The 19,284-nt window shown below is 70.1% G+C and carries 19 protein-coding genes and 1 other RNA gene; 3 read left to right on the top strand and 17 right to left on the bottom strand.

Annotated elements, in window-relative coordinates:
- Positions 1-4 precede the first annotated feature (4 nt).
- The 8 genes from IEY89_RS17050 to IEY89_RS17015 all read right to left on the bottom strand — a co-directional run bounded on the left by IEY89_RS17050 (position 5) and on the right by IEY89_RS17015 (position 7,311).
- Positions 5-157, bottom strand: a complete 153-nt coding sequence (locus IEY89_RS17050) for a hypothetical protein (RefSeq protein ID WP_189148262.1) — start codon at positions 155-157, stop codon at positions 5-7.
- A gap of 131 nt (positions 158-288) precedes the next feature.
- A complete protein-coding gene (gene tsaE, locus IEY89_RS17045; protein WP_268240734.1) occupies positions 289-900 on the bottom strand; it encodes a tRNA (adenosine(37)-N6)-threonylcarbamoyltransferase complex ATPase subunit type 1 TsaE in 612 nt (203 codons plus the stop codon).
- Positions 863-2,122, bottom strand: a complete 1,260-nt coding sequence (locus IEY89_RS17040) for an alpha/beta fold hydrolase (RefSeq protein ID WP_189148260.1) — start codon at positions 2,120-2,122, stop codon at positions 863-865. Before IEY89_RS17040 ends, tsaE begins: the two co-directional genes overlap by 38 nt.
- 188 nt (positions 2,123-2,310) lie before the next feature.
- Positions 2,311-3,507, bottom strand: a complete 1,197-nt coding sequence (alr, locus tag IEY89_RS17035; RefSeq protein WP_189148259.1) for an alanine racemase — start codon at positions 3,505-3,507, stop codon at positions 2,311-2,313.
- Between the two features lie 43 nt (positions 3,508-3,550).
- Positions 3,551-4,438 (bottom strand): L,D-transpeptidase family protein, encoded by an 888-nt coding sequence (locus tag IEY89_RS17030; protein WP_189148258.1) that lies wholly within the window; start codon positions 4,436-4,438, stop codon positions 3,551-3,553.
- Between the two features lie 77 nt (positions 4,439-4,515).
- Positions 4,516-5,970 carry an NAD(P)H-hydrate dehydratase gene (locus tag IEY89_RS17025; protein WP_189148257.1) on the bottom strand — a complete coding sequence of 485 codons (1,455 nt, stop codon included), beginning with the start codon at positions 5,968-5,970 and terminating at the stop codon, positions 4,516-4,518.
- A gap of 68 nt (positions 5,971-6,038) precedes the next feature.
- Positions 6,039-6,410, bottom strand: coding sequence for a holo-ACP synthase (locus tag IEY89_RS17020; protein WP_189148256.1), 372 nt, complete (start codon positions 6,408-6,410; stop codon positions 6,039-6,041).
- 457 nt (positions 6,411-6,867) lie between these two features.
- A complete protein-coding gene (locus tag IEY89_RS17015; protein ID WP_189148255.1) occupies positions 6,868-7,311 on the bottom strand; it encodes an ATP-binding protein in 444 nt (147 codons plus the stop codon).
- 229 nt (positions 7,312-7,540) lie between these two features.
- Here IEY89_RS17015 and IEY89_RS17010 point away from each other — a divergent pair, with 229 nt between their 5' ends.
- Both IEY89_RS17010 and IEY89_RS17005 read left to right on the top strand, forming a co-directional pair.
- Complete coding sequence (locus IEY89_RS17010; RefSeq protein ID WP_189148254.1) at positions 7,541-8,386, top strand: helix-turn-helix domain-containing protein; 846 nt, start codon at positions 7,541-7,543, stop codon at positions 8,384-8,386.
- Between the two features lie 8 nt (positions 8,387-8,394).
- Positions 8,395-8,601, top strand: coding sequence for a DUF397 domain-containing protein (locus IEY89_RS17005; protein ID WP_189148253.1), 207 nt, complete (start codon positions 8,395-8,397; stop codon positions 8,599-8,601).
- A 75-nt stretch (positions 8,602-8,676) separates the two neighbouring features.
- Here the strand turns inward: IEY89_RS17005 and ssrA are convergent.
- The 5 genes from ssrA to ftsE form a co-directional block, all read right to left on the bottom strand.
- Positions 8,677-9,079: a transfer-messenger RNA gene (gene ssrA / locus IEY89_RS17000) on the bottom strand.
- A gap of 120 nt (positions 9,080-9,199) precedes the next feature.
- On the bottom strand, positions 9,200-9,742 hold the full coding sequence (smpB, locus tag IEY89_RS16995; protein WP_229695283.1) for an SsrA-binding protein SmpB: 543 nt from the start codon (positions 9,740-9,742) through the stop codon (positions 9,200-9,202).
- 125 nt (positions 9,743-9,867) lie between these two features.
- Positions 9,868-11,040: a S41 family peptidase gene (locus IEY89_RS16990; protein WP_189148252.1), complete on the bottom strand. Its 1,173-nt coding sequence runs from the start codon at positions 11,038-11,040 to the stop codon at positions 9,868-9,870.
- A gap of 67 nt (positions 11,041-11,107) precedes the next feature.
- A complete protein-coding gene (gene ftsX / locus IEY89_RS16985) occupies positions 11,108-12,028 on the bottom strand; it encodes a permease-like cell division protein FtsX (RefSeq protein WP_189148251.1) in 921 nt (306 codons plus the stop codon).
- A gap of 93 nt (positions 12,029-12,121) precedes the next feature.
- A complete protein-coding gene (ftsE, locus tag IEY89_RS16980) occupies positions 12,122-12,811 on the bottom strand; it encodes a cell division ATP-binding protein FtsE (RefSeq protein WP_053741518.1) in 690 nt (229 codons plus the stop codon).
- Positions 12,812-13,085: 274 nt separating this feature from the next.
- On the opposite strand from ftsE, the gene IEY89_RS16975 reads away from it, so the two are divergent.
- The gene (locus tag IEY89_RS16975; protein WP_189148250.1) at positions 13,086-13,277 is read left to right on the top strand and encodes a hypothetical protein; all 192 of its coding nucleotides are present in this window, start codon (positions 13,086-13,088) and stop codon (positions 13,275-13,277) included.
- A 110-nt stretch (positions 13,278-13,387) separates the two neighbouring features.
- On the opposite strand, the gene IEY89_RS16970 is transcribed toward IEY89_RS16975, so the two are convergent.
- From IEY89_RS16970 to IEY89_RS16955, 4 genes are all read right to left on the bottom strand, one after another.
- Positions 13,388-14,011: a hypothetical protein gene (locus IEY89_RS16970; protein WP_189148249.1), complete on the bottom strand. Its 624-nt coding sequence runs from the start codon at positions 14,009-14,011 to the stop codon at positions 13,388-13,390.
- Positions 14,012-14,343: 332 nt separating this feature from the next.
- On the bottom strand, positions 14,344-15,450 hold the full coding sequence (gene prfB / locus IEY89_RS16965; protein ID WP_189148248.1) for a peptide chain release factor 2: 1,107 nt from the start codon (positions 15,448-15,450) through the stop codon (positions 14,344-14,346).
- 231 nt (positions 15,451-15,681) lie between these two features.
- On the bottom strand, positions 15,682-16,977 hold the full coding sequence (locus IEY89_RS16960; protein WP_189148247.1) for a serine/threonine-protein kinase: 1,296 nt from the start codon (positions 16,975-16,977) through the stop codon (positions 15,682-15,684).
- Between the two features lie 351 nt (positions 16,978-17,328).
- On the bottom strand, positions 17,329-19,080 hold the full coding sequence (locus tag IEY89_RS16955) for a serine/threonine-protein kinase (protein WP_189148246.1): 1,752 nt from the start codon (positions 19,078-19,080) through the stop codon (positions 17,329-17,331).
- Positions 19,081-19,284 lie beyond the last annotated feature (204 nt).

The raw sequence follows: 19,284 nt of genomic DNA, 5'->3' as shown, positions 1-19,284 counted from the left end.
CCGGCTAAGCGGCTTTGGGCCGCCGACCGGGTGCGTCGGGCGCGCGCGGGGGCGTGGAGACCGCGCGGGCGGCGGCGCCGGCCGCCAGCAGATCGCGCATGGACACCCCGGGGACCGCGTACGGCTTCGGCTTGGGCGTGCTCTCGGTAGCCGACATGGACGCCTCCTGTCGCTCGGGGGCAGACGTAGTTAGGTAACCCTAACCACGGACTGGATACCATGTGACCACGCGCGGGACGCCCCACGCAACATCTTGCCGACGGATTGTCGGAACATTCACGTAAACGTTCATACGGCGCTCAGGTCAACCGTCGCCCACCGCTCCCCCACCCCCGTGAGAGTGACGTGCCGGACCTCGTCCGTGTCCGGGGATCCGGGGGCCGTCCCCCGGGAAGGCACAGTGCCGACGGACCGGTGGATGAGGAGATGGAGCCGGTCGTCGGTCAGCTCCTCGACCTTGCCCTCGCCCCACTCGACAACGATGACGGACTCGGGCAGCGAGACATCGAGGTCGAGATCCTCCATGTCGTCGAGACCGCCGCCCAGCCGGTACGCGTCCACGTGGACGAGCGGAGGGCCGTCGCCGAGGGAGGGGTGGACGCGGGCGATCACGAAGGTGGGCGAGGTGACCGCCCCCCGGACCCCGAGCCCCTCGCCGAGCCCGCGCGTCAGCGTCGTCTTGCCCGCGCCCAGCTCACCGGTGAGCATCACGAGGTCGCCGGCCCGCAGCTGCCCGGCGAGCCGGCGGCCCAACTCCCGCATCTCGTCGGGCGAGTTGACGGTCAGCTCGAAGGCCGAGGAGGACGAGGAGGAGGACGACACGGGCGAGGTGGTCGACGCGGGTGTCGGGTGCGAGGGCGACTCAGCCTGGTCGTCGTGCGCTGCTGCTGGTGCTTCCATAACCGGAAACCGTAGCCCCTGTCGGCACGGCACCCACACGGGTGAGGAGGTCGGCGAGCCGGTCGGTGACCGCCTCCGGGTGTTCCAGCATCACCAGGTGCCCGGCGTCCGGCACAAGGACCAGCTCGGCGTCCGGCAGCAGGTCGGCGATGGCCTCACTGTGCCCGCTGGGCGTGACGAGGTCACCGACCCCGGCCAGCACCAGTACGGGCAGGTCCTTGAAGTGGGCCAGGGCCTCGGTCTTGTCGTGCTCGGTGAAGGCCGGGTAGAACTCGGCGACGACGTCGATGGGCGTGCCCTCGATCATCCGCTCGGCGAACCGGGCGACGGCGGGATCGACGTCCCTCGACGAGAACGAGTACCGCTTGATGATGCCGGCGAAGAGATCGGCGGTGGCCCGGCGTCCCCGTTCCACCCACTCGGCCTGCTGCCCCAGCGCCTTCAGTACGCCGGGCAGCACCCGCCGGACGGCGTTCACGCCCGCGACGGGCAGCCCGAAGTTGACCTCGCCGAGCCGCCCGGACGACGTACCGACGAAGGCGACGGCGACGACCCGCTCCCGCACGACGTCCGGGTACTGGTCGGCGAAGGCCATGACGGTCATCCCGCCCATGGAGTGCCCGACGAGCACGATCGGCCCCTCGGGCACGGCGGCGTCGAGGACGGTTTTCAGGTCCCGTCCGAGCTGGTCCATGGAGACGGCCACACCCTCGTGCTGGGCGACTCCCCGCCCGGACCGACCGTGGCTGCGCTGGTCCCAGTACACGCTGCGGACGACACCGCGCAGGGCGGCCCGCTGGAAGTGCCAGGAGTCCTGGCTGAGGCAGTAGCCGTGGCTGAAGACGACGGTGACGGGCGCCGGGGCCTTGCGCCCGAAGAGCCGCCGCCGACGCGGGGTGAGGGCGGGCGCGGCCTCCGGGTCGACGTCGTCGACCTCGTAGTACAGCTCGGTGCCGTCGTCGGCGTACGCCTTGCCCGGCGTGCCGCGCAGCGCGCCGTACGGGCCCGTCGAGTCGAGCGCGAGCCGCGCCCTCTCGCGCATGCCGCGCCCCACGGTGAGCCGCTCGACGGCGACCCCCGCGGCGGCACCGGCGGCCACCACGCCTATGGCGACGCCCGCGATGCCGGTCGCCCGGCGCCATCCCCCGCCCGTCGCCCCTGCGGCGGAGGCCACGGCCGCCGTGGCGACGCTCGCGACGACCTCCGCACTGCTCTCGCTCACGTACCGCTCCTCGCTGGAATCTGGAATTACCACTGAAGTCGCCGGACCTTGCGGCGCTTACCGAAGGGGCCGGGCTTGCTGGATCGAGTTGCTGAAGATGCTGACGTTGCTGGGCTTGCTGACGTGGGAAGGGTTACCGGAGTTGCCCGGGTTACTCGTGCCGCCCGGCCGAGGATCCCTCCGGGCGGCTACCCCTCTTGGCCCTCTTGTTCCTCTTTCTCGTTCACGTAGACGCGGGGCACCCGGGTTCCGATGCGGGTGACGATCTCGTACGCGATCGTCCCTGCCGCCTGCGCCCAGTCCTCGGCGGTGGGCTCACCGCGGTCACCGGGCCCGAAGAGCAGGACCTCCGCGCCCGCTTCGGGCTCGTCGCCCCCCAGGTCGACGACGAACTGGTCCATGGCGACCCGCCCGGCCACGGTCCGCCACTTCCCGCCGATCAGGACGGGACCGGTGCCGGAGGCGTGACGCGGGATGCCGTCCGCGTAGCCGACGGGGACGAGGCCGAGGGTGGTGGCGCCGGGGGTGACGTAGTGGTGCCCGTAGCTGACGCCGTGCCCGCCCGGTACGTGCTTGACCAGCGCGAGCGAGGCGGCCAGCGTCATCACGGGGCGAAGGCCGAGGTCGGCGGAGGTGCCGATCTCCGGGCTCGGCGAGATGCCGTAGACGGCCACTCCTGTCCGTACGAGGTCGAAGTGTGTGTCCGGACGGCTGAGCACGGCGGGCGAGTTGGCGAGGTGCCGCACCTCGGGCCGCAGTCCGTGCCGCTCGGCGTACGCGACCATCTCGTGGAAGCGGGTGAGCTGGGCGTCGACGGAGGGGTGTTCGGGTTCGTCGGCGCAGGCGAGGTGGGACCAGAGCCCGGTGACGCGGATCAGCCCGTCACGCTCGGCGCGCAGGGCGGCGGCCACGAGCGCGCACCAGTCGTCCCCCGGCTGGCAGCCGCCGCGCCCGAGCCCGGTGTCGGCCTTCAGCTGGACGCGAGCGGGCCGGTGAGCGACAGAGGCGGCCTCGACGACCTCCCGCAGGGCCCACATCCCGCCCACCGACACGTCGATGTCGGCCTCGATGGCGGCCTGCCAGGGCCCGCCGGGGGTCCAGAGCCAGCACATGACCCGTACGTGACGGGGAATCCCGGAGGCCGGCTCCCGCAGCGCGAGCGCCTCCTCGGGCGTGGCGGTGCCGAGCCACTCGGCGCCCGCCTCGACGGCTGCCCGAGCACACCGGAGCGCCCCGTGGCCGTACGCGTCGGACTTCACGACGGCCATCAGGGCCGCGCCGCGCGCGCGGGCGCGCAGGGTCCGTACGTTGGCCCGCAGGGCGGCCAGGTCGATCTCGGCGCGGGCTCGCAGGGCGGCGGCCGGCGGGGCTGCTGTCTCACTCATGGCGCCCCCAGTGTCTCAGAGGGACCGTGGAGCACACTCCCGGCTACCCGGCGGCCCGCCGTCCCCACACGTACACGCGGTCGCCCGTCTTCAGAACGCCCCAGAGGGTACGGGCGTCGGCGAGCCGCATATTGACGCAGCCCATGGAGCCGACGGTGGTGTAGATGCTGCCGTAGACGGCGTGGAAGGCCTGGCCGCCGCTGAAGAACTGGGCGTAGGGCATGGGGGTGTCGTAGAGGGTCGAGTGGTGGTTCTTGTGCTTCCAGTACACCTTGTGCCACCCGCCGCGCGTCGGGTACGCCGTCCGTCCGCTGCGGACGGGCACCGGCCCGTAAACGACCTTCCTCCCCTTCTGCACCCAGGTCAGCTGCCGCCCGAGATCGACACAGGCGACACGGTAGGTCCGCACGGGACACTTACCGGCGGCGTTCGGATTCTTCCTGGCGGACAGCAGCTGCATACGGGACCAGGTGACGGGCCCGGCGAATCCGCTGTCCGGTTTGATCTTGTGCTTGCGCTGAAAGGCACGGATGGCCCGGCAGTCGGCGGCGGACTGCTTTCCGTCCACCTTCAGCTTCAGCCAGTACTCGACCTGCCGCTGATAGGGCCCGGTCAGCTTGGAGCAGGCCACTTTCCGGGCGGCGTCACCCAACGGTACGTACTCGATGAGGTCGTACGTCCCCTGCGCGGCCTGGGCCGGCTCAAGGGCGTCCTCCTGCCTCGTCGGCGTGTACACCTGCGGCGCGAGCACCTGGTCCGGCGTGTCGAAGGTCCAGGGCTGGGAGGGGGCGGGGGGCACACCGGGCACGAGGACGCCCTCGGGGCCGGGGGCGGATGGCACGGGATCGGCGAAGGCAGGGCCGACGGGCAGCACGGCCACCGCGACAAGCAGCGCGGTGAGCCCTCGGAGCAGGAACGGTCGACTGATCATGCGATCAGGAGAACGCGGGGTTGACGCCACCGGGCTCAGCCGCGCGGCGGGGTCACCCGACCGTGCGCCTCAGCACCTCAAACGCCCCGGACATTCCGCCAAGCCCTCCCCACCCCCTCCGCCACGTCCTGCGCCCCCACCGGCGCCCCCTCCGACGCCAGCCGCCCCGCCAGCCCGTGCAGATACGCCCCCACACTGCCCGCGTCCAACGCGGTAAGCCCCGCCGCCAGCAGCGACCCGCCCAACCCCGACAGCACGTCACCACTGCCGGCGGTGGCGAGCCACCCCGTGCCGGTCGCGTTGACCCGTACGGCACCCCCCGCCGGGTCGGCGACCAGCGTGGTCGAGCCCTTGAGCAGGACGGTCGCCCCATAGCGGGCGGCGAGTTCACGCACCGCCGACAACCGGGCGCCCTCCACCTCCGCACGGGCCACCCCGAGCAGCGCGGCGGCCTCCCCCGCGTGGGGAGTCATCAGCGTCGGCGCGCCACGCCTCCGCACCGCCTCCCGGTCCGCCAGCCGCAGCCCGTCCGCGTCGATCAGCACGGGTACGTCCGCCCCCAGCACCTCGGCGACCGTGGCGGCGTCCTCCCCGGCCCCGGGCCCCACGACCCACGCCTGCACGCGCCCCGCCTTGTGCGGCCCCTGGTCGGACACGAGCACCTCGGGAAAGCGGGCGATCACCGCGTCGGCCGCCGGGCCCACGTACCGCACGGCCCCGGCGCCACCCCGCAGCGCGCCCGCGACAGCCAGCACAGCGGCCCCCGGATACCGCGCCGACCCCGCCGCGATCCCGACGACACCCCGCCGGTACTTGTCGCTCTCGACACCGGGCACCGGCAACAGCCGGGCGACGTCGGCGTGTTGCAACGCCTCCAGCTCGGCCGGCTCGGGAAGTACCTCACCGAGCCCGATGTCGACGAGCCGCACCGTCCCGGCGTACTCCCGCGCGGGATCGATGAGCAGCCCCGGCTTGTGGGTCCCGAAGGTCACGGTCAGATCGGCACGCAGGGCCTCCCCGTTCACCTCACCGCTGTCGGCGTCGACCCCGCTGGGCAGATCAACGGCGACCACGGCGACCCGCGCCTCCCGCACCGCCTCGGCCAACGGCAGGGCATCGGCCCGCAGCCCGCCCCGCCCTCCGATCCCGACGATGCCGTCGACGACGAGGTCGGCGCGCCGGATCGCCACCTCGGCACCACTGGAACCGGAACTGGAACCGGAAATCACCGTCCCGCCTGCTCCCCGCAGGGCCGCGAGCCCTCCGGCGTGCGTACGCTCCGGGGCGAGCAGCACCGCGGTGACGCCGGCTCCGCGCCGGGCGAGCCTGGCCCCGGCGTACAGGGCGTCGCCGCCGTTGTCACCGCTGCCGACGAGCAGGACGACCCGGCGGCCGTACACCCGCCCCATCAACCGGCCGCAGGCGACAGCCAGTCCGGCCGCCGCGCGCTGCATGAGCACACCCTCCGGCAACCGCGCCATCAGCTCACGCTCGGCCGCCCGTACCGTCTCCACGCCGTACGCAGTTCGCATACACCGAGTCTCCCGCACGGCCCACCGACCGGCCCGCCGTAGACGGGCCGAGCCCCTGCGTGGAGGCCCTACCCCTCCGCGATCACCACAGCCGAAGCCACCCCCGCGTCATGGCTGAGCGACACATGCCATGACCGCACCCCGAGTTCCGCCGCACGCGCGGCAACGGTCCCCGTCACCCGCAGCCAGGGCCGTCCACTGTCCTCGACGCAGACCTCCGCGTCCGTCCAGAGCAGGCCCACCGGAGCACCCAGCGCCTTGGCGAGCGCCTCCTTGGCGGCGAACCGGGCAGCGAGCGAGGCGGCACCCCGCCGCTCACCGCTGGGCAGCAGCAACTCGCTCTCCAGGAACAGCCGTTGGGCCAGTGCGGGCGTCCGCTCCAGCGAGGCCCGAAACCGTTCGATCTCGGCGACGTCGATCCCGACTCCGATGATGCTCATCCGGGCACTCTACGATCCGTCAGCCCTGTTCAGGAGCACCACCCGTCACACCGTCCGGTTCCCCGGTGAACAAATCCTCCGTGCGCTCCGCAGTGCCGACGCGGTCGAGCCAGTCGTCGAGGCGGGCAAGGTCGGCGCAGGTGGTGACGCGGTCGCGGATGTCGTCGGAGACGGGGAGCCGCTTACTTCCAGCACGGTCAGAATCGTCTTGGCCTTCCCCTTCGCCAGGCCGTCCGCGTAGCCGATGGCCCATTGCTCGGCGTATCCCGGCGGCCAGTTCTCGATCTTTCCCACAGATACGCGATCTCTCCGGGCGACAGCCCCTCCCGCTGGAGGATCTCCTTGAGACTGCGGCGGAGTTCGGTCATGGCACTCTCGGGCGAGAGGGCCACCAGAGCCATGGCCGCCACAAGCCCCGTGGCGATGCCGGAGACTTCCTCTTCCAGTTCCGGGCGCATCACGCGGCGGCCCGCAGCTCGCACCACACGAATTTCCCACGATTCCCGAACCGGGACAGCGGCTGCCACCCCCAGAGATCTGAACAGGCCCGCACCATTCCGAGCCCGCGCCCCCCGTCGTCGGACTCGATGAGCTGGCCCAACTCCTGCGGCGGCTCCGGCGGTCGAGGGTCCGCGTCCCAGGCCCCGATCCGCAGTACGCCGGCCGACCAGCGCACGCGCAGGGCCGCGGGGCCCTTGGTGTGCCGTACCGCGTTGGAAACCAGCTCGGTAGCGAGGAGTTCCGCGACATCGACGAGGCCGATCAGTCCGTGCATGGTCAGGATCAGGCGGAGGGTACGGCGGCTGACGGTGACTGCGCGGAGGTCGTTGGGGATGTAGAGGGAGTACTCCCAGGACTCGGGGTCGGACGTGAACTCGGGTTCGGCATCGGTTTCGGGCATGCGTCAACTCCCGTTCGGTGGTGGGGGTTGCGGTCGGGCGGGTGGTGGCATGCCGCAGCCGTCGTGGCAGGACGGAGTGGTGCGCTTCCGGGGGTCCCGGCGTTCCGCAGAGTGTGCGTCGCGTCACCGACAGTAGATCTAAATATAGAGATGAGGCAAGACGGTCGCGTAATCTGACCCCGAACGAGTCGCGCCCCAGGCGCGTTGAACCAAGGAGTGGTCGAGAGCTTTGAGGCGCGAACCAACGGCCCGCCAGACGCGCTTGGCGACCGAACTACGCAGACTCCGTGAAACAGCAGGCCTCAACTCACGCCAGGCGGCCGCACTGCTCGGAGTGAGCCCCGCACAGATCACCCACATCGAGTCCGCACTCGCGGGGGTGAGTGAGCAGCGCCTGCGTCGCCTCGCGTCCCATTACGCCTGCACGGACGAGGAGTTCATCGACGCCCTGGTGGCGATGGCCAGCGATCGAACTCGCGGCTGGTGGGAGAAGTACCGGGGCCTGTTGCCCACGTCCTTCCTGGACCTGTCCGAGCTGGATTACCACTCCCGCCTCCAGCGCCACGTGGCCATCATGTACGTGCCGGGCCTACTGCAAACGGCGGACTACGCACGTGCCGTGTTCTCCGACAGGATCCCTGAACTCACCCCAGAGGAAATCGAGTTGCGCGTCCGGCACCGAATGGCGCGCCGCGCGATCATCGAAGGTCCGAATCCCATTCCCATCGAGATCGTGGTCCACGAAGCAGCCCTACGCATCAGGGTCAGCGACCGCGAGGTGTCACAGGCTCAACTCGGCCGCATTCTGGAGGTCTCCGAAGCGGATCACATCAGCGTGCGTGTGATCCCGTTCGACCTGGACAGCTTTTCCCGAGCTGGAAACGCGATGACCTATGTGAGTGGTTCCGTACCCAAGCTGGACACAGTCGTACGCGACGCACCCCATGGCACGGTCTTCATCGATTCCGAAGCTCAACTCAGCGCGTTTCGAACGCTCTTCCGTAGGGTGGAGGACGTGTCACTCGAACCAGAACGCTCGCGTGACTTCATCAACAAGTTGGCGAAGGAGCTTTGAGGCGCCCGATGACCATCCCTGACACCTGGCGCAAGTCGTCGCACTCCGGCGGCGGCGACGGCAACGAGTGCGTAGAGATAGCCAGCTCCCCCACCCACACAGCCATCCGCGACTCCAAGGCCCCGGCCACCCGCACCCTCACCTTCCCGGCGGGAGCCTTCGCCCCCTTCATCGACTCTCTCAAGTCGTCCAAACGCGGCACCGCACCCAGGTAGTCGTAGGCACCCAGGCACGCCAAAGGCCCCGCCGCTCGAAAGCGACGGGGCCTTTGGCACTGCATAACATGGGAATTGTGGAGATGGCGGGAATCGAACCCGCGTCCAACGGTGAGGAATCAGGGCTTCTCCGTGTGCAGTTCGCTGTGCTTTTCTCGGCCCCGGCAATCACGCGAACAAGTCGCCGACGGGCCCAGTCACTGTTAGATTTCCCTCTTCACCCCGTGACCAGGATCAAGGTTTAGTCCCCTAGCTGATGCCAGGATCCGGGTCGGGAACACTCCCGGGCTGACACTCCCATTAGTGCGGAGCAGACTCGTCGCTACCTGGAATCAGGCGGCGAGAGAGTACTGCTGCGCGGAAGAACCGCTCTTAGAATTGGCGATTATTTTTTTCGGCCTGTGGTTTACGAGATCATGGCCGCTTCCTCGACACGCTTCCCCTGCTTCGACATCCGCTGTCGAAACCGATCATCCCCATGTTGTTTTTTCAATGTCCCCCGAGGAGGAGTCCCCCGAGGAGGACCTGCGCACCCGCTGTGAGGTGCAGTGCCATCGTACGTGACCAACGCGAGCGCGTGCCACCGTATTCCTCGTGGCTACGCGTCGCGCTGCTTCCGCTTCGCCGCCGCGATCGCGCGGTCCGACTCCCGCCGGTCCTGCTGTTCCCGCAGCGTCTGCCGCTTGTCGTACTCCTTCTTGCCCCGCGCGAGAGCGATCTCCGCCTTCGCCCGGCCGTCCTTGAAGTACAGCGCGAGGGGGATGATCGTGTGGCCGGTCTCCTGTGCCTTGGACTCCAGCTTGTCGATCTCCTCGCGGTGCAGCAGCAGCTTCCGCTTGCGGCGCGCGGAGTGGTTGGTCCAGCTGCCCTGGTGGTACTCGGGGATGTGGGCGTTGTGCAGCCACGCCTCACCCCGGTCGATCTGGACGAAGCCGTCGGCCAGCGAGGTGCGGCCCTCGCGCAGCGACTTGACCTCGGTACCCATGAGGACCAGCCCTGCCTCGTAGGTGTCGATGATCGCGTAGTCGTGCCGGGCCTTCTTGTTCTGGGCGACGATCTTGCGCTTGCCGCCCTTCTCGCCGTCCCGGCCCTTGGCGGCCGTCCCGCCCTGCTTGGGCTGGGACTCCTTCGGTACGTACATTCCCTTGCTCATAGTGCCGCCCATTTTCGCACTACGCGGGGGGTCCACGGAAAGCCGATTAACGGGAGCGGTGAACACGGGAACGCGAGAGGGGCTGGCAGGAGCGCGAGAGTCGGCGGAGGCGGCTACCGCCCGAGGCCGCTGAGCACCGTCTCGGCCCGCTGCAGGGCGTCCTCGTCCGCCTCCAGGTCGGGCGTGATGCCGCTGCCGTCGACGCCCCGGCCGGAGGGGGTGCGGTAGTGGCCGACGGTCAGCTCGGCGACGGAGCCGTCGGGCAGCCGGCTCGGCATCTGCACCGAGCCCTTGCCGAAGGTCCTGGAGCCCACGACGACCGCCCGGCCACGGTCCTGGAGTGCGCCGGTGAGCAGTTCGGCCGCGCTCATCGTGCCGCCGTCGACGAGCGCGACCAGCGGTCTGGTGGTGTCGCCGCCCGGATCTGCGTGCAGGGCGCGCTGCTCGCCGTTGACGTCGTACGTGGCGACGAGGCCGCCGTCGAGGAAGGCGGAGGCGACGGTGACGGCCTCGGTGACCAGCCCGCCGGAGTTGCCGCGCAGGTCGAGAATGATCCCGGCGCCGGCCGGGGCCCCCCGTAGCGCGCCGCGCACCACGTCGCCGACCCCCTTGGTGAAGGCGGCGACCCGGATGACGGTGACCTTGCTCTCGGCGACCCGACGGACGGTCGCGGAGTCCGTGGAGAGCTGCGCCCGGCGTACGGTCTCGCTCCACGCGCGCGTGCCGCGTTCCAGCCCGAGCCGGACGGTCGTACCGGCGGCGGCGTCCTGCGCGTCACCGCGGAGTAAGGAGACGACCTCGGTGACCGGCCGCCCGTCGACCGCCTCGCCGTCCACACTGCGCAACCGGTCTCCGCTACGGATGCCGGCGACGGCCGCGGGCGACCCGGACCGCACCTTGGTGACCTCGATACGGCCGTCCCGCTCACGCCGGGCCCACAGCCCGACGCCCGTGTACCGGCCGTCGAGAGCTTCTTCGAGCTCCTCGTAGTCCCCCGGGGAGTACACCGCTCCCCAGCGGTCCCCGCTGCGGCTGACGGCGCGCTCGGCGGCCTCCATGGGGGACTTGCCGTCGGCCATGGCCTCGGCGGCAGCGGCGGCGACGTCCTCGTGGTGCCCGGCGGGGGCGGCGGAGCGGTCCGTGTCCGGGAGGGCGGACTTCTGTTCGGTGGGCTCGGGGAACGATCCGGTGGCAGCGCCGGCGACCAGGACACTCGCGAAAAGCAACGTCAGAGCCGCCCCGCGGCCTGCGCGGCGGGGCTGTGTGAACAGGTCGCGGCCCGACATGCGGGTGAGTCTAGGACAACGCGAAGGGCCGTACGGTCGGATGTCCGAACGGCCCCCTTGGCATGCGTCACACCTTCAGGTACTTGCGCAACGCGAAGAAAGCGGCCAACGCGGGCATCAGCACGCTCGCGGCGAGGATCAGCGGCAGCTTCGTCAGGACGGCGTCCCAGCCCAGGAAAGTGATCAGGTTGAGCTTCTCGGACAGGGCCATGCCGTGGTCGATGGTGAAGTACCGGCCGAGGATCAGGAAGACACAGGCCAGCCCACCACCGATCGCACCGGCGACCGCGGCCTCCATGATGAACGGCGCCTGGATGTAGAAGCCGGAGGCGCCGACGAGCCGCATGATCCCCGTCTCACGCCGACGGCTGAACGCCGAGACACGCACCGTGTTGACGATCAGCAGCAGGGCGACGATCAGCATGAGCGCCATCACCCCGAGCGCCGCCCGGTTCATCAGGTTCAGCAGCTCGAAGAGGTTGTCGAGGATGCCCTTCTGGTCCTGCACGGACTGCACCCCGTCGCGCCCGTCGAAGGCGGTCGCGATGACCTGGTACTTCTCCGGGTCCTTGAGCTTGATCCGGTACGACTCCTGCATCTGGTCCGGGGTGAGCGAACTGGCCAGCGGGGAGTCGCCGAACTGCTCCTTGTAGTGCTTGTAGGCCTCGTCCGCGGACTCGTACGTGACCTTCTCCACGACCGAGTCCATCTTCTTCAGATCAGCGAGGATCTGCTTCTTCTGGTCGCCGGTCACCGCGCCCTTGGCACAGTTCGGGTCGGACTCGGCGTCGCTCTTGTTGCAGAGGAACACCGAGACGTTGACCTTGTCGTACCAGTAGCCCTTCATCGAGCTGACCTGGTCGCTCATCAGGAGCGAGCCGCCGAACAGGGCGAGCGACAGGGCTACGGAGACGATGACGGCGAACGTCATCGTCAGATTGCGACGGAGACCGACACCGATCTCCGACAGTACGAACTGGGCACGCATGGCGAGCTCAAGCCTTTCCGGGAACTCCGAGGACCGTCTGTGTCACCGACCACCGGTGATCGCCAGTATCACCAGTGACCATGACCGTGACCGTCAGTGCTGGTAGCCGTAGACGCCGCGCGCCTGGTCGCGGACGAGACGGCCCTTCTCCAGCTCGATGACGCGCTTGCGCATCTGGTCGACGATGTTCTGGTCGTGCGTCGCCATCACCACGGTCGTGCCCGTCCGGTTGATCCGGTCGAGCAGCTTCATGATGCCGACGGAGGTCTGCGGGTCGAGGTTGCCGGTCGGCTCGTCGGCGATCAGCAGCTTGGGCCGGTTCACGAAGGCCCGCGCGATGGCGACACGCTGCTGCTCACCACCGGACAGCTCACCGGGCATTCGCTCCTCCTTGCCGCCAAGACCGACGAGGTCGAGCACCTGGGGCACGGACTTGCGGATCTCGCCCTTCGACTTGCCGATGACCTCCTGCGCGAAGGCGACGTTCTCGGCGACCGTCTTGTTCGGCAGCAGCCGGAAGTCCTGGAACACCGTCCCCAGCTGGCGCCGCATCTGCGGCACCTTCCAGTTGGACAGGCGCGCGAGGTCCTTGCCCAGGACGTGCACCTGGCCGTGGCTGGCGCGCTCCTCGCGGAGGATCAGCCGCAGGAAGGTGGACTTTCCGGAGCCGGAGGACCCGACGAGGAAGATGAACTCACCCTTTTCGACCTCCAGGGTGACATCCCGGAGGGCGGGGTGGTTCTGCTTGGGGTAGACCTTGGAGACGCTGTCGAATCGGATCACGGATACACCACGGACCATCGGGGGCAGGTGACCGTGACCATACGCGAACCGAGCACGGGAGCGCAGGCGCGGGAGTGCTTTGCACAAGGGTTGTGCCCTTTTGTGCCGGTAGTGAGCGGCCTCACACAGCCGACTGACCCGGGGAAGCGCTGGGCAGGATAAGGCGAGCCGCGCCGAAATCCGCGGAACCTGGCACAGTGGAGCGTGGAGTGGGGAACGGTTGCGTCCCCGGAAGCGTTGTCTGCGTAGAAGCGGCGCAAGGAGGGCAAGGCGCATGACGTACGACCGATTGGTGTGCGCGAACTGCGCGGCGCCCGTGAACGAGGGACGCTGTCGCGTCTGCCGGGCCAGCCGTCAGCGGTTGCAGGAGGACGGTCAGTTCGGCGGACTGAACCCGATGGCGCTGATCGCGCTGCTGGCACTGCTGATCGCGGCACTGGCGCTGGTGGCACACCAGACGGCATAGCCCGAACACAGTCTCGACATCACACGTAACGCGTGTAACGCGTAAGGGCCCGGAGCTTCGTCGCTCCGGGCCCTTACGCGTGCGCACTACGGGGTACTGCCAGGCACTGCTTACGCTGCCGCGCCGCCACGGCCGCCCACGAGGCGCGGGAGGACGCGGAAGGCGACACCGCCGGCGATCATGGTGGCGGCACCGAGGATCAGGAAGCCCGTCTCGGCGGCACCGGTCTCGGCGAGCTCGTCGCCCGAGCCCTGGGCCGTGGTGTCCGAGCCCGTGTCGGTGAGGGCCGAGGAGCCCTCCTCCTGGACGGAGGTGTTGGAGCCGCCGTCGGGGTCGGTGTTGCTGTTGCCGCCGTCGGTGTCGTCACCACCGTCGCCGCCCGTCCCGCTGCCGTCGTCCGTCGGGTCGTCGGACGGGTCGGCGCTCGGTTCCTCCTCGGTGGGCTCGCTCGGCTCGGTGGAGGGCTCCTCGGGCTCCGAGGGCTCCGGGTCTGCCGTGGTGGGGTCCGGGTCCGGCTCCGAGGGCTCCGGGTCCGCCGTGGTGGGGTCCGGGTCCGGCTCCGTCGGGACGCCGGTCGGGTCGGTCACGGTCGGTTCCGGGCTCGGCGTGGCGCAGACCCCGAGCAGTTCACAGTCGTCGGCGGAGGCTATGCCCGCGGCGGTGAAGGACGCACCAGCGGCGATCACCGCTCCGGCCGCGATCCGCGCGACCCGGATCCGCGTCTTGTTCGTCATATGGCTGCTACCCCCAGTAGCTGAATTCATCGGTGGAGCCGCGCTCGGGGCCGTGATCAACAGAGGCGACAGAGAGCACCTCCGGTTCACATGCGCCCCAGAGATACGCATGCCGCGCTTTACCTTTCCGATTTTCCAAGAGCACGTCAAGGTCGTTGCGCGCGCAATGTCCCCTTGCTCCTCGCTTGCCGCACATCAGACCCTGTGAGTGTGATGTAAAACCCAGACATCTACCGACGCAAAGCAACCGCCGCCCAGCGGGCGGCGGTTGCTTTGTCGACAAGGCGCCCTTCGGGCGCGTTCAGGCGCGTTCGGGCGCGTCCTGCGGAGTGCTACTTCTCCTGCTGCTTGCGCCAGCGAATTCCGGCTTCGAGGAATCCGTCGATCTCACCGTTGAACACGGCCTCGGGGTTGCCGACTTCGAAGTCGGTGCGCAGGTCCTTGACCATCTGGTACGGGTGAAGGACGTACGAACGCATCTGGTTGCCCCAGGAGTTGCCGCCGTCGCCCTTGAGGGCGTTCATCTTCTCCTGCTCCTCCTGGCGGCGCCGCTCAAGCAGCTTGGCCTGGAGGACGTTCATCGCGGAGGCCTTGTTCTGGATCTGCGACCGCTCGTTCTGGCAGGAGACGACGATGCCGGTGGGGAGGTGGGTCAGCCGCACCGCGGAGTCGGTCGTGTTGACGCCCTGACCACCGGGGCCGGAGGAGCGGTAGACGTCCACCCGAAGCTCGGACTCGTCGATCTCGATGTGGTCGGTCTTCTCGACCACGGGCAGGATCTCGACGCCCGCGAAGGAGGTCTGGCGGCGCCCCTGGTTGTCGAAGGGCGAGATGCGCACGAGCCGGTGCGTGCCCTGCTCGACGGAGAGGGTGCCGTAGGCGTACGGGATCTGCACGGCGAAGGTGGTCGACTTGATGCCGGCCTCTTCTGCGTACGAGGTCTCGTAGATCTCGGTCTTGTAGCCCTTCTGCTCGGCCCACCGCAGGTACATCCGCTGGAGCTTCTCGGCGAAGTCGGCGGCGTCGACGCCACCGGCCTCGGCGCGGATGTTGACAAGGGCCTCGCGGGAGTCGTACTCACCGCTGAGCAGCGTCCGGACTTCCAGTTCGTCCAGCGCCTTCTTGACGGCGACGAGTTCGGACTCGGACTCGGCAAGGGCGTCCGGGTCGTCCTCCTCCTCGGCCATCTCGAACATCACCGAGAGATCGTCGATCCGGCCGCGCAGGGCGTCGGCCTTCCTGACCTCGGCCTGGAGGTGGGACAGCTTGCTGGTGATCTTCTGCGCCTCGTCCGGGTTGTCCCACAGGGACGGCGCTGCCGCCTGCTCCTCGAGCACGGCGATGTCTGCCCTCAGCTTGTCGAGGTCCAGGACGGCCTCGATCGACTCCATGGTCGAGGAGAGGGACTTGAGCTCTTCGGATACATCGACGACTGCCACGACACCAGCGTAACGGCTCCGCCGGGCGGCAGGATTTCGGTCCCGCCCGGAGCTTCAGGGGTGGGGTCGGTGCAGTGCAGGCCGTGTTTCCCACTCACCCGCCCGTTTACTGCATCTGTCCAGCGCGGGCGGCACCCCTCTGGCCTCGGCCCACATATCCAGCCCGTCCGGCGATTGAGGACGAGCGCCTTCAGCGCGAAGGGGGGTCTGGGGGCGCGGCCCCCAGGGGCCTCACGGTGACGCCGGTGCCGAGTTCCGCGTGTCCTGGGGCGTCGCCCCCGCGTCGTCGCCCGACAGGGCCGCCCACGTACCGACCCCCACCGCCGCCACCAGCACCACCGCGGCCGCCCCCAACGTCACCCTGCGCCGCCGCGCCGAAGCCCGGTGCCGCGCCGAGCCGGGCCGCGGGGCGCCCGCGGGACGCGGTACGCGGGCCGTGCCCAGCGCCCCGCCCGCCAGCTCGTCCGGCCCGGGCACCCGCATCGACGTGTGCGTGTCCCGGTTGGAGTCCGGCTTCGCACCCCGCACCAGCGGCACCGCACCCCGCCGTACCCGTTCCCCCGCCGGCACGGCCACCTCGTCGTACGTCTCGGCCCGCGAACCCTGCCCCGGCATCTGGCCAGAACCATGACCGTGCCCCTGGCCCTGCCCGGACTCCTCCTCGTCCTCCGAGTCCGGCTCGTCCACGTCCAGCGGCGGCATCCCCACCAGCAGGGGCAGCTGCTCCCGCAGCCGCGCCCCCAGCTCCGACGCCCGCAGCCGCGACGCCGGCGCCTTCGCCAGGCACTGCACGAGCAACTGCCACAGCTCCTCGGGGATCCCGGGGAGGGGGACCACCGTCTCCGTCACGTGCCGGCGCAGCACCGCGCCCGGGTGGCCGCCGCCGAAGGGCGTGAAGCCGGCCAGCAGCTCGTACAGGACCGTCGCCAGGGCGTAGATGTCGACCGCCGCGCGCGGGGGCAGGCCCTCGACGATCTCCGGCGCCAGATAGTCCGGCGTACCGATGATCTTCGTGGCCCGGGTCCGCCGCGGTGAGTCGATGAGTTTCGCGACGCCGAAGTCGGTCAGGAGGGCGGGGTGCGCACCGCCGGGGCCCAGGGGGCCCTGCATGTCCAGCAGGACGTTCTCCGGCTTCACGTCGCGGTGCACGACCCCGGCGGCGTGCGCGGCGGACAGCCCGTCCGCGACGTCGGCCACTATCGCGACCGCGGCCTCGGGGGCGAGCCTGCGCTCCCGGTCGAGCCGGGTGCGCAGGTCCGTACCCCGCACGAGGTCCATGACGAGTGCGAGGTCGTTCCCGTCGACCACCAGGTCCCGTACGGACACGATGTTCGGATGCTCAAGGCCGAGCAGGGCCGTCCGCTCCTGCACGAAGCGTCCGACGAGCTCCTGGTCCGACGCCAGGTCCTCGCGCAACAGCTTGACGGCGACGGGACCCTCGGGTCCCTCGCCCAGCCACACCGTGCCGGCGCTGCCCCGCCCCAGGATCTGGTTGGCGGTGTACCGGCTGCCGATCTTCCGTGCCAAGACTGCTCCTACAGACGCGTGTTGCCGACGCTGCGCCGATCCGGGAGGGGCTCCCTCCGGACCCTCACCCGACAAGACCTCGACACCTCGACCTCAGCCGACGCTGCGCCGATCCGGGGGCGACCCCCGGACCCCCGGCCGACGAGACCTCGGCCTCAGCCGACAAAACTACGCGTCCGGAGCCCCAACCTTCACCACCGGGAGGGAAATCACCCCCCAGGTGTCGACAAATCCCCAGAGTCGCACCGGAGCACGGCCGGAGCACCGCCCGTCTGATCCTCAAATGCCCCGGCTACGGCCTGATTGCGCGAACGGCGTCCCCGTGACCGGGAAACTGCCGGACTGCTGGCCCTACGGGTTCCCCGAGCCGCCGGAACCTCCGCCCAGACCGTCCACCCACCCGCTGACCGTGTCGATCCAGTCACCGATCTGCTCGAAGAACCCCTTCGTCGACCCGATCCAGCTCTGCAGCGGGCTCAGTTCCCAGATCAGCCACGCGGCGACGAACAGGATGACGATCGTGAACAGGCACCCCTTGAGACAGCCGAGCCCCGGGATCTTCATCGGGTTGGCGCTGCGCGGCCGGGGTTCCCTCGGCTGCCTCGGCTCACGCGACGGCCGGCCCTCGGGCTGCCGAGGGCGCTGGGGCTCCGGAGCGGGCGGCGCGTACCGCTGGGGCTGTTGCTGGTGCTGGGGCGGCGGCGCGTACTGCTGGTGCTGGGGCGGCCCGCCCTGCCCCGGCCCCTGCGGATAGCCGTAACCGTGCTGAGGCTGTTGGCCCCGCTGCTGCTGACGCGACGGCGGCTGCTGCTGGTACGGCGGCTGCTGGGGCTGTTGCTGCGGCGGCCGGCCCGGCTGTCGCTGGGGCCGGCGGCGCAGGGGGTCCTCGCCGGGGTCCAGGTTCTGGATCTGCGTCTGCTCGTTGCGGTCCCGGGCGGCGCGCAACTGGTTCTGCCAGGGGTGCGGCTCCTGGGGCCCGGACCCTCCGGGGCCGCCGGGCTGGTTCGGCGGCACGGACGGCAGGACGGCCGTGGGGTCCGCGGCACCCATGCCGCCCATCGCTCCCACTGGGCCGGGCCCCCCGGTGTGCGGCAGCACGCTGGTGGCGGCGTTCGGGTCGTACGCTCCCGCGGCGGCGGCGCCGTACGGCAGCACCTGTGTCGGGTCGCCCGAGCCGGGCACCGCGGTCGGCGCCGGATCCGGTGCGAGCAGGTGGACGACCCCTTCGGCCGCCGCGATCTGCATCGAGTTGGAGTGGACGCCGATGCCCTCGGCGACGACGCGCAGCCCGCGCGCGAGGTTCTCGGCGCTGGGGCGTTCGTCCGGGTTCTTGCGCAGGCAGCGCTCGATGACCGTCCACAGCGGTTCGGGCACGGTCGACGGGCGGCGCGGCTCGGCGGTGAGGTGCTGGTGCAGCACTTCGAGGGCGGACCCGCCGCCGAACGGCGGACGGCCGGTGACCAGCTCGTACATCAGGATGCCGGCGCCGTAGATGTCGACGGCGGAGGTCTGCGGGCGGCCTTCGGCGGACTCCGGGGCCACGTACGCGGGCGTGCCGACGAACTCGTGGGTGCGGGTGAGGCCCGGGGAGTCGGCGAGGCGGGCGATGCCGAAGTCGGTGAGCATCGGGTGCATCCGGCCGTTGTCCTGCATGAGCAGGACGTTGGCCGGCTTCAGGTCCCGGTGCACGACACCGTCGGCGTGGCTGACGGCGAGCGCGTCGGCGATCTGTGCGGTGAGGAGGGCGGCGGCGACCGGTGTGAAGGGGCCGTTCTCCCTCAGGTACCGGTGCAGGTCGGGCCCGTCGATGAGGTCCATGACCAGCGCCAGCAGATCGCCCTCGACCACCAGGTCCCGTACCCGGACGATGTTCGGGTGGGTCAGCCTCAGCAGCACGGACCGCTCGCGCAGGAAGCGCATCACGATGTCCGCGTCGTTGGCCAGCTCCTCCTTGAGGACCTTGATCGCCACGGTCTCGCCGGGCTGGCCTGGCACGGCCGCCTCGGCTCCCGCGGTCTCCCGCTGGCGGGCGCGCCAGACGGTACCTGTGGCGCCGCGTCCCAGCGGCTCCTCAAGGAGGTACTTGCTCCCTACCGGCCGCACGTCATGGCTCCCTTACGTACGTACATCCCGTACACGCTGTTTCCGACCCACTGTAGTGCCGCGCCCCCAGGACACCCTGGGCAACGACCGCCGTCCACTGACGGCTACGTACGGCCCCCTTCGCGCGTTCGACGAAAGACGTCGCAAAAGTCGACGGAAAGTCGTCGGAAATCGGAAAGTCGACGGGAAAGACGTCTCGATCGG

The organism is Streptomyces lacrimifluminis (genome assembly GCF_014646095.1).
In the GTDB taxonomy this organism is placed as follows: Bacteria; Actinomycetota; Actinomycetes; order Streptomycetales; family Streptomycetaceae; genus Streptomyces; species Streptomyces lacrimifluminis.
Note: the sequence above shows the minus strand (reverse complement) of the source record. Positions and strands in the feature narration are given on the sequence as shown.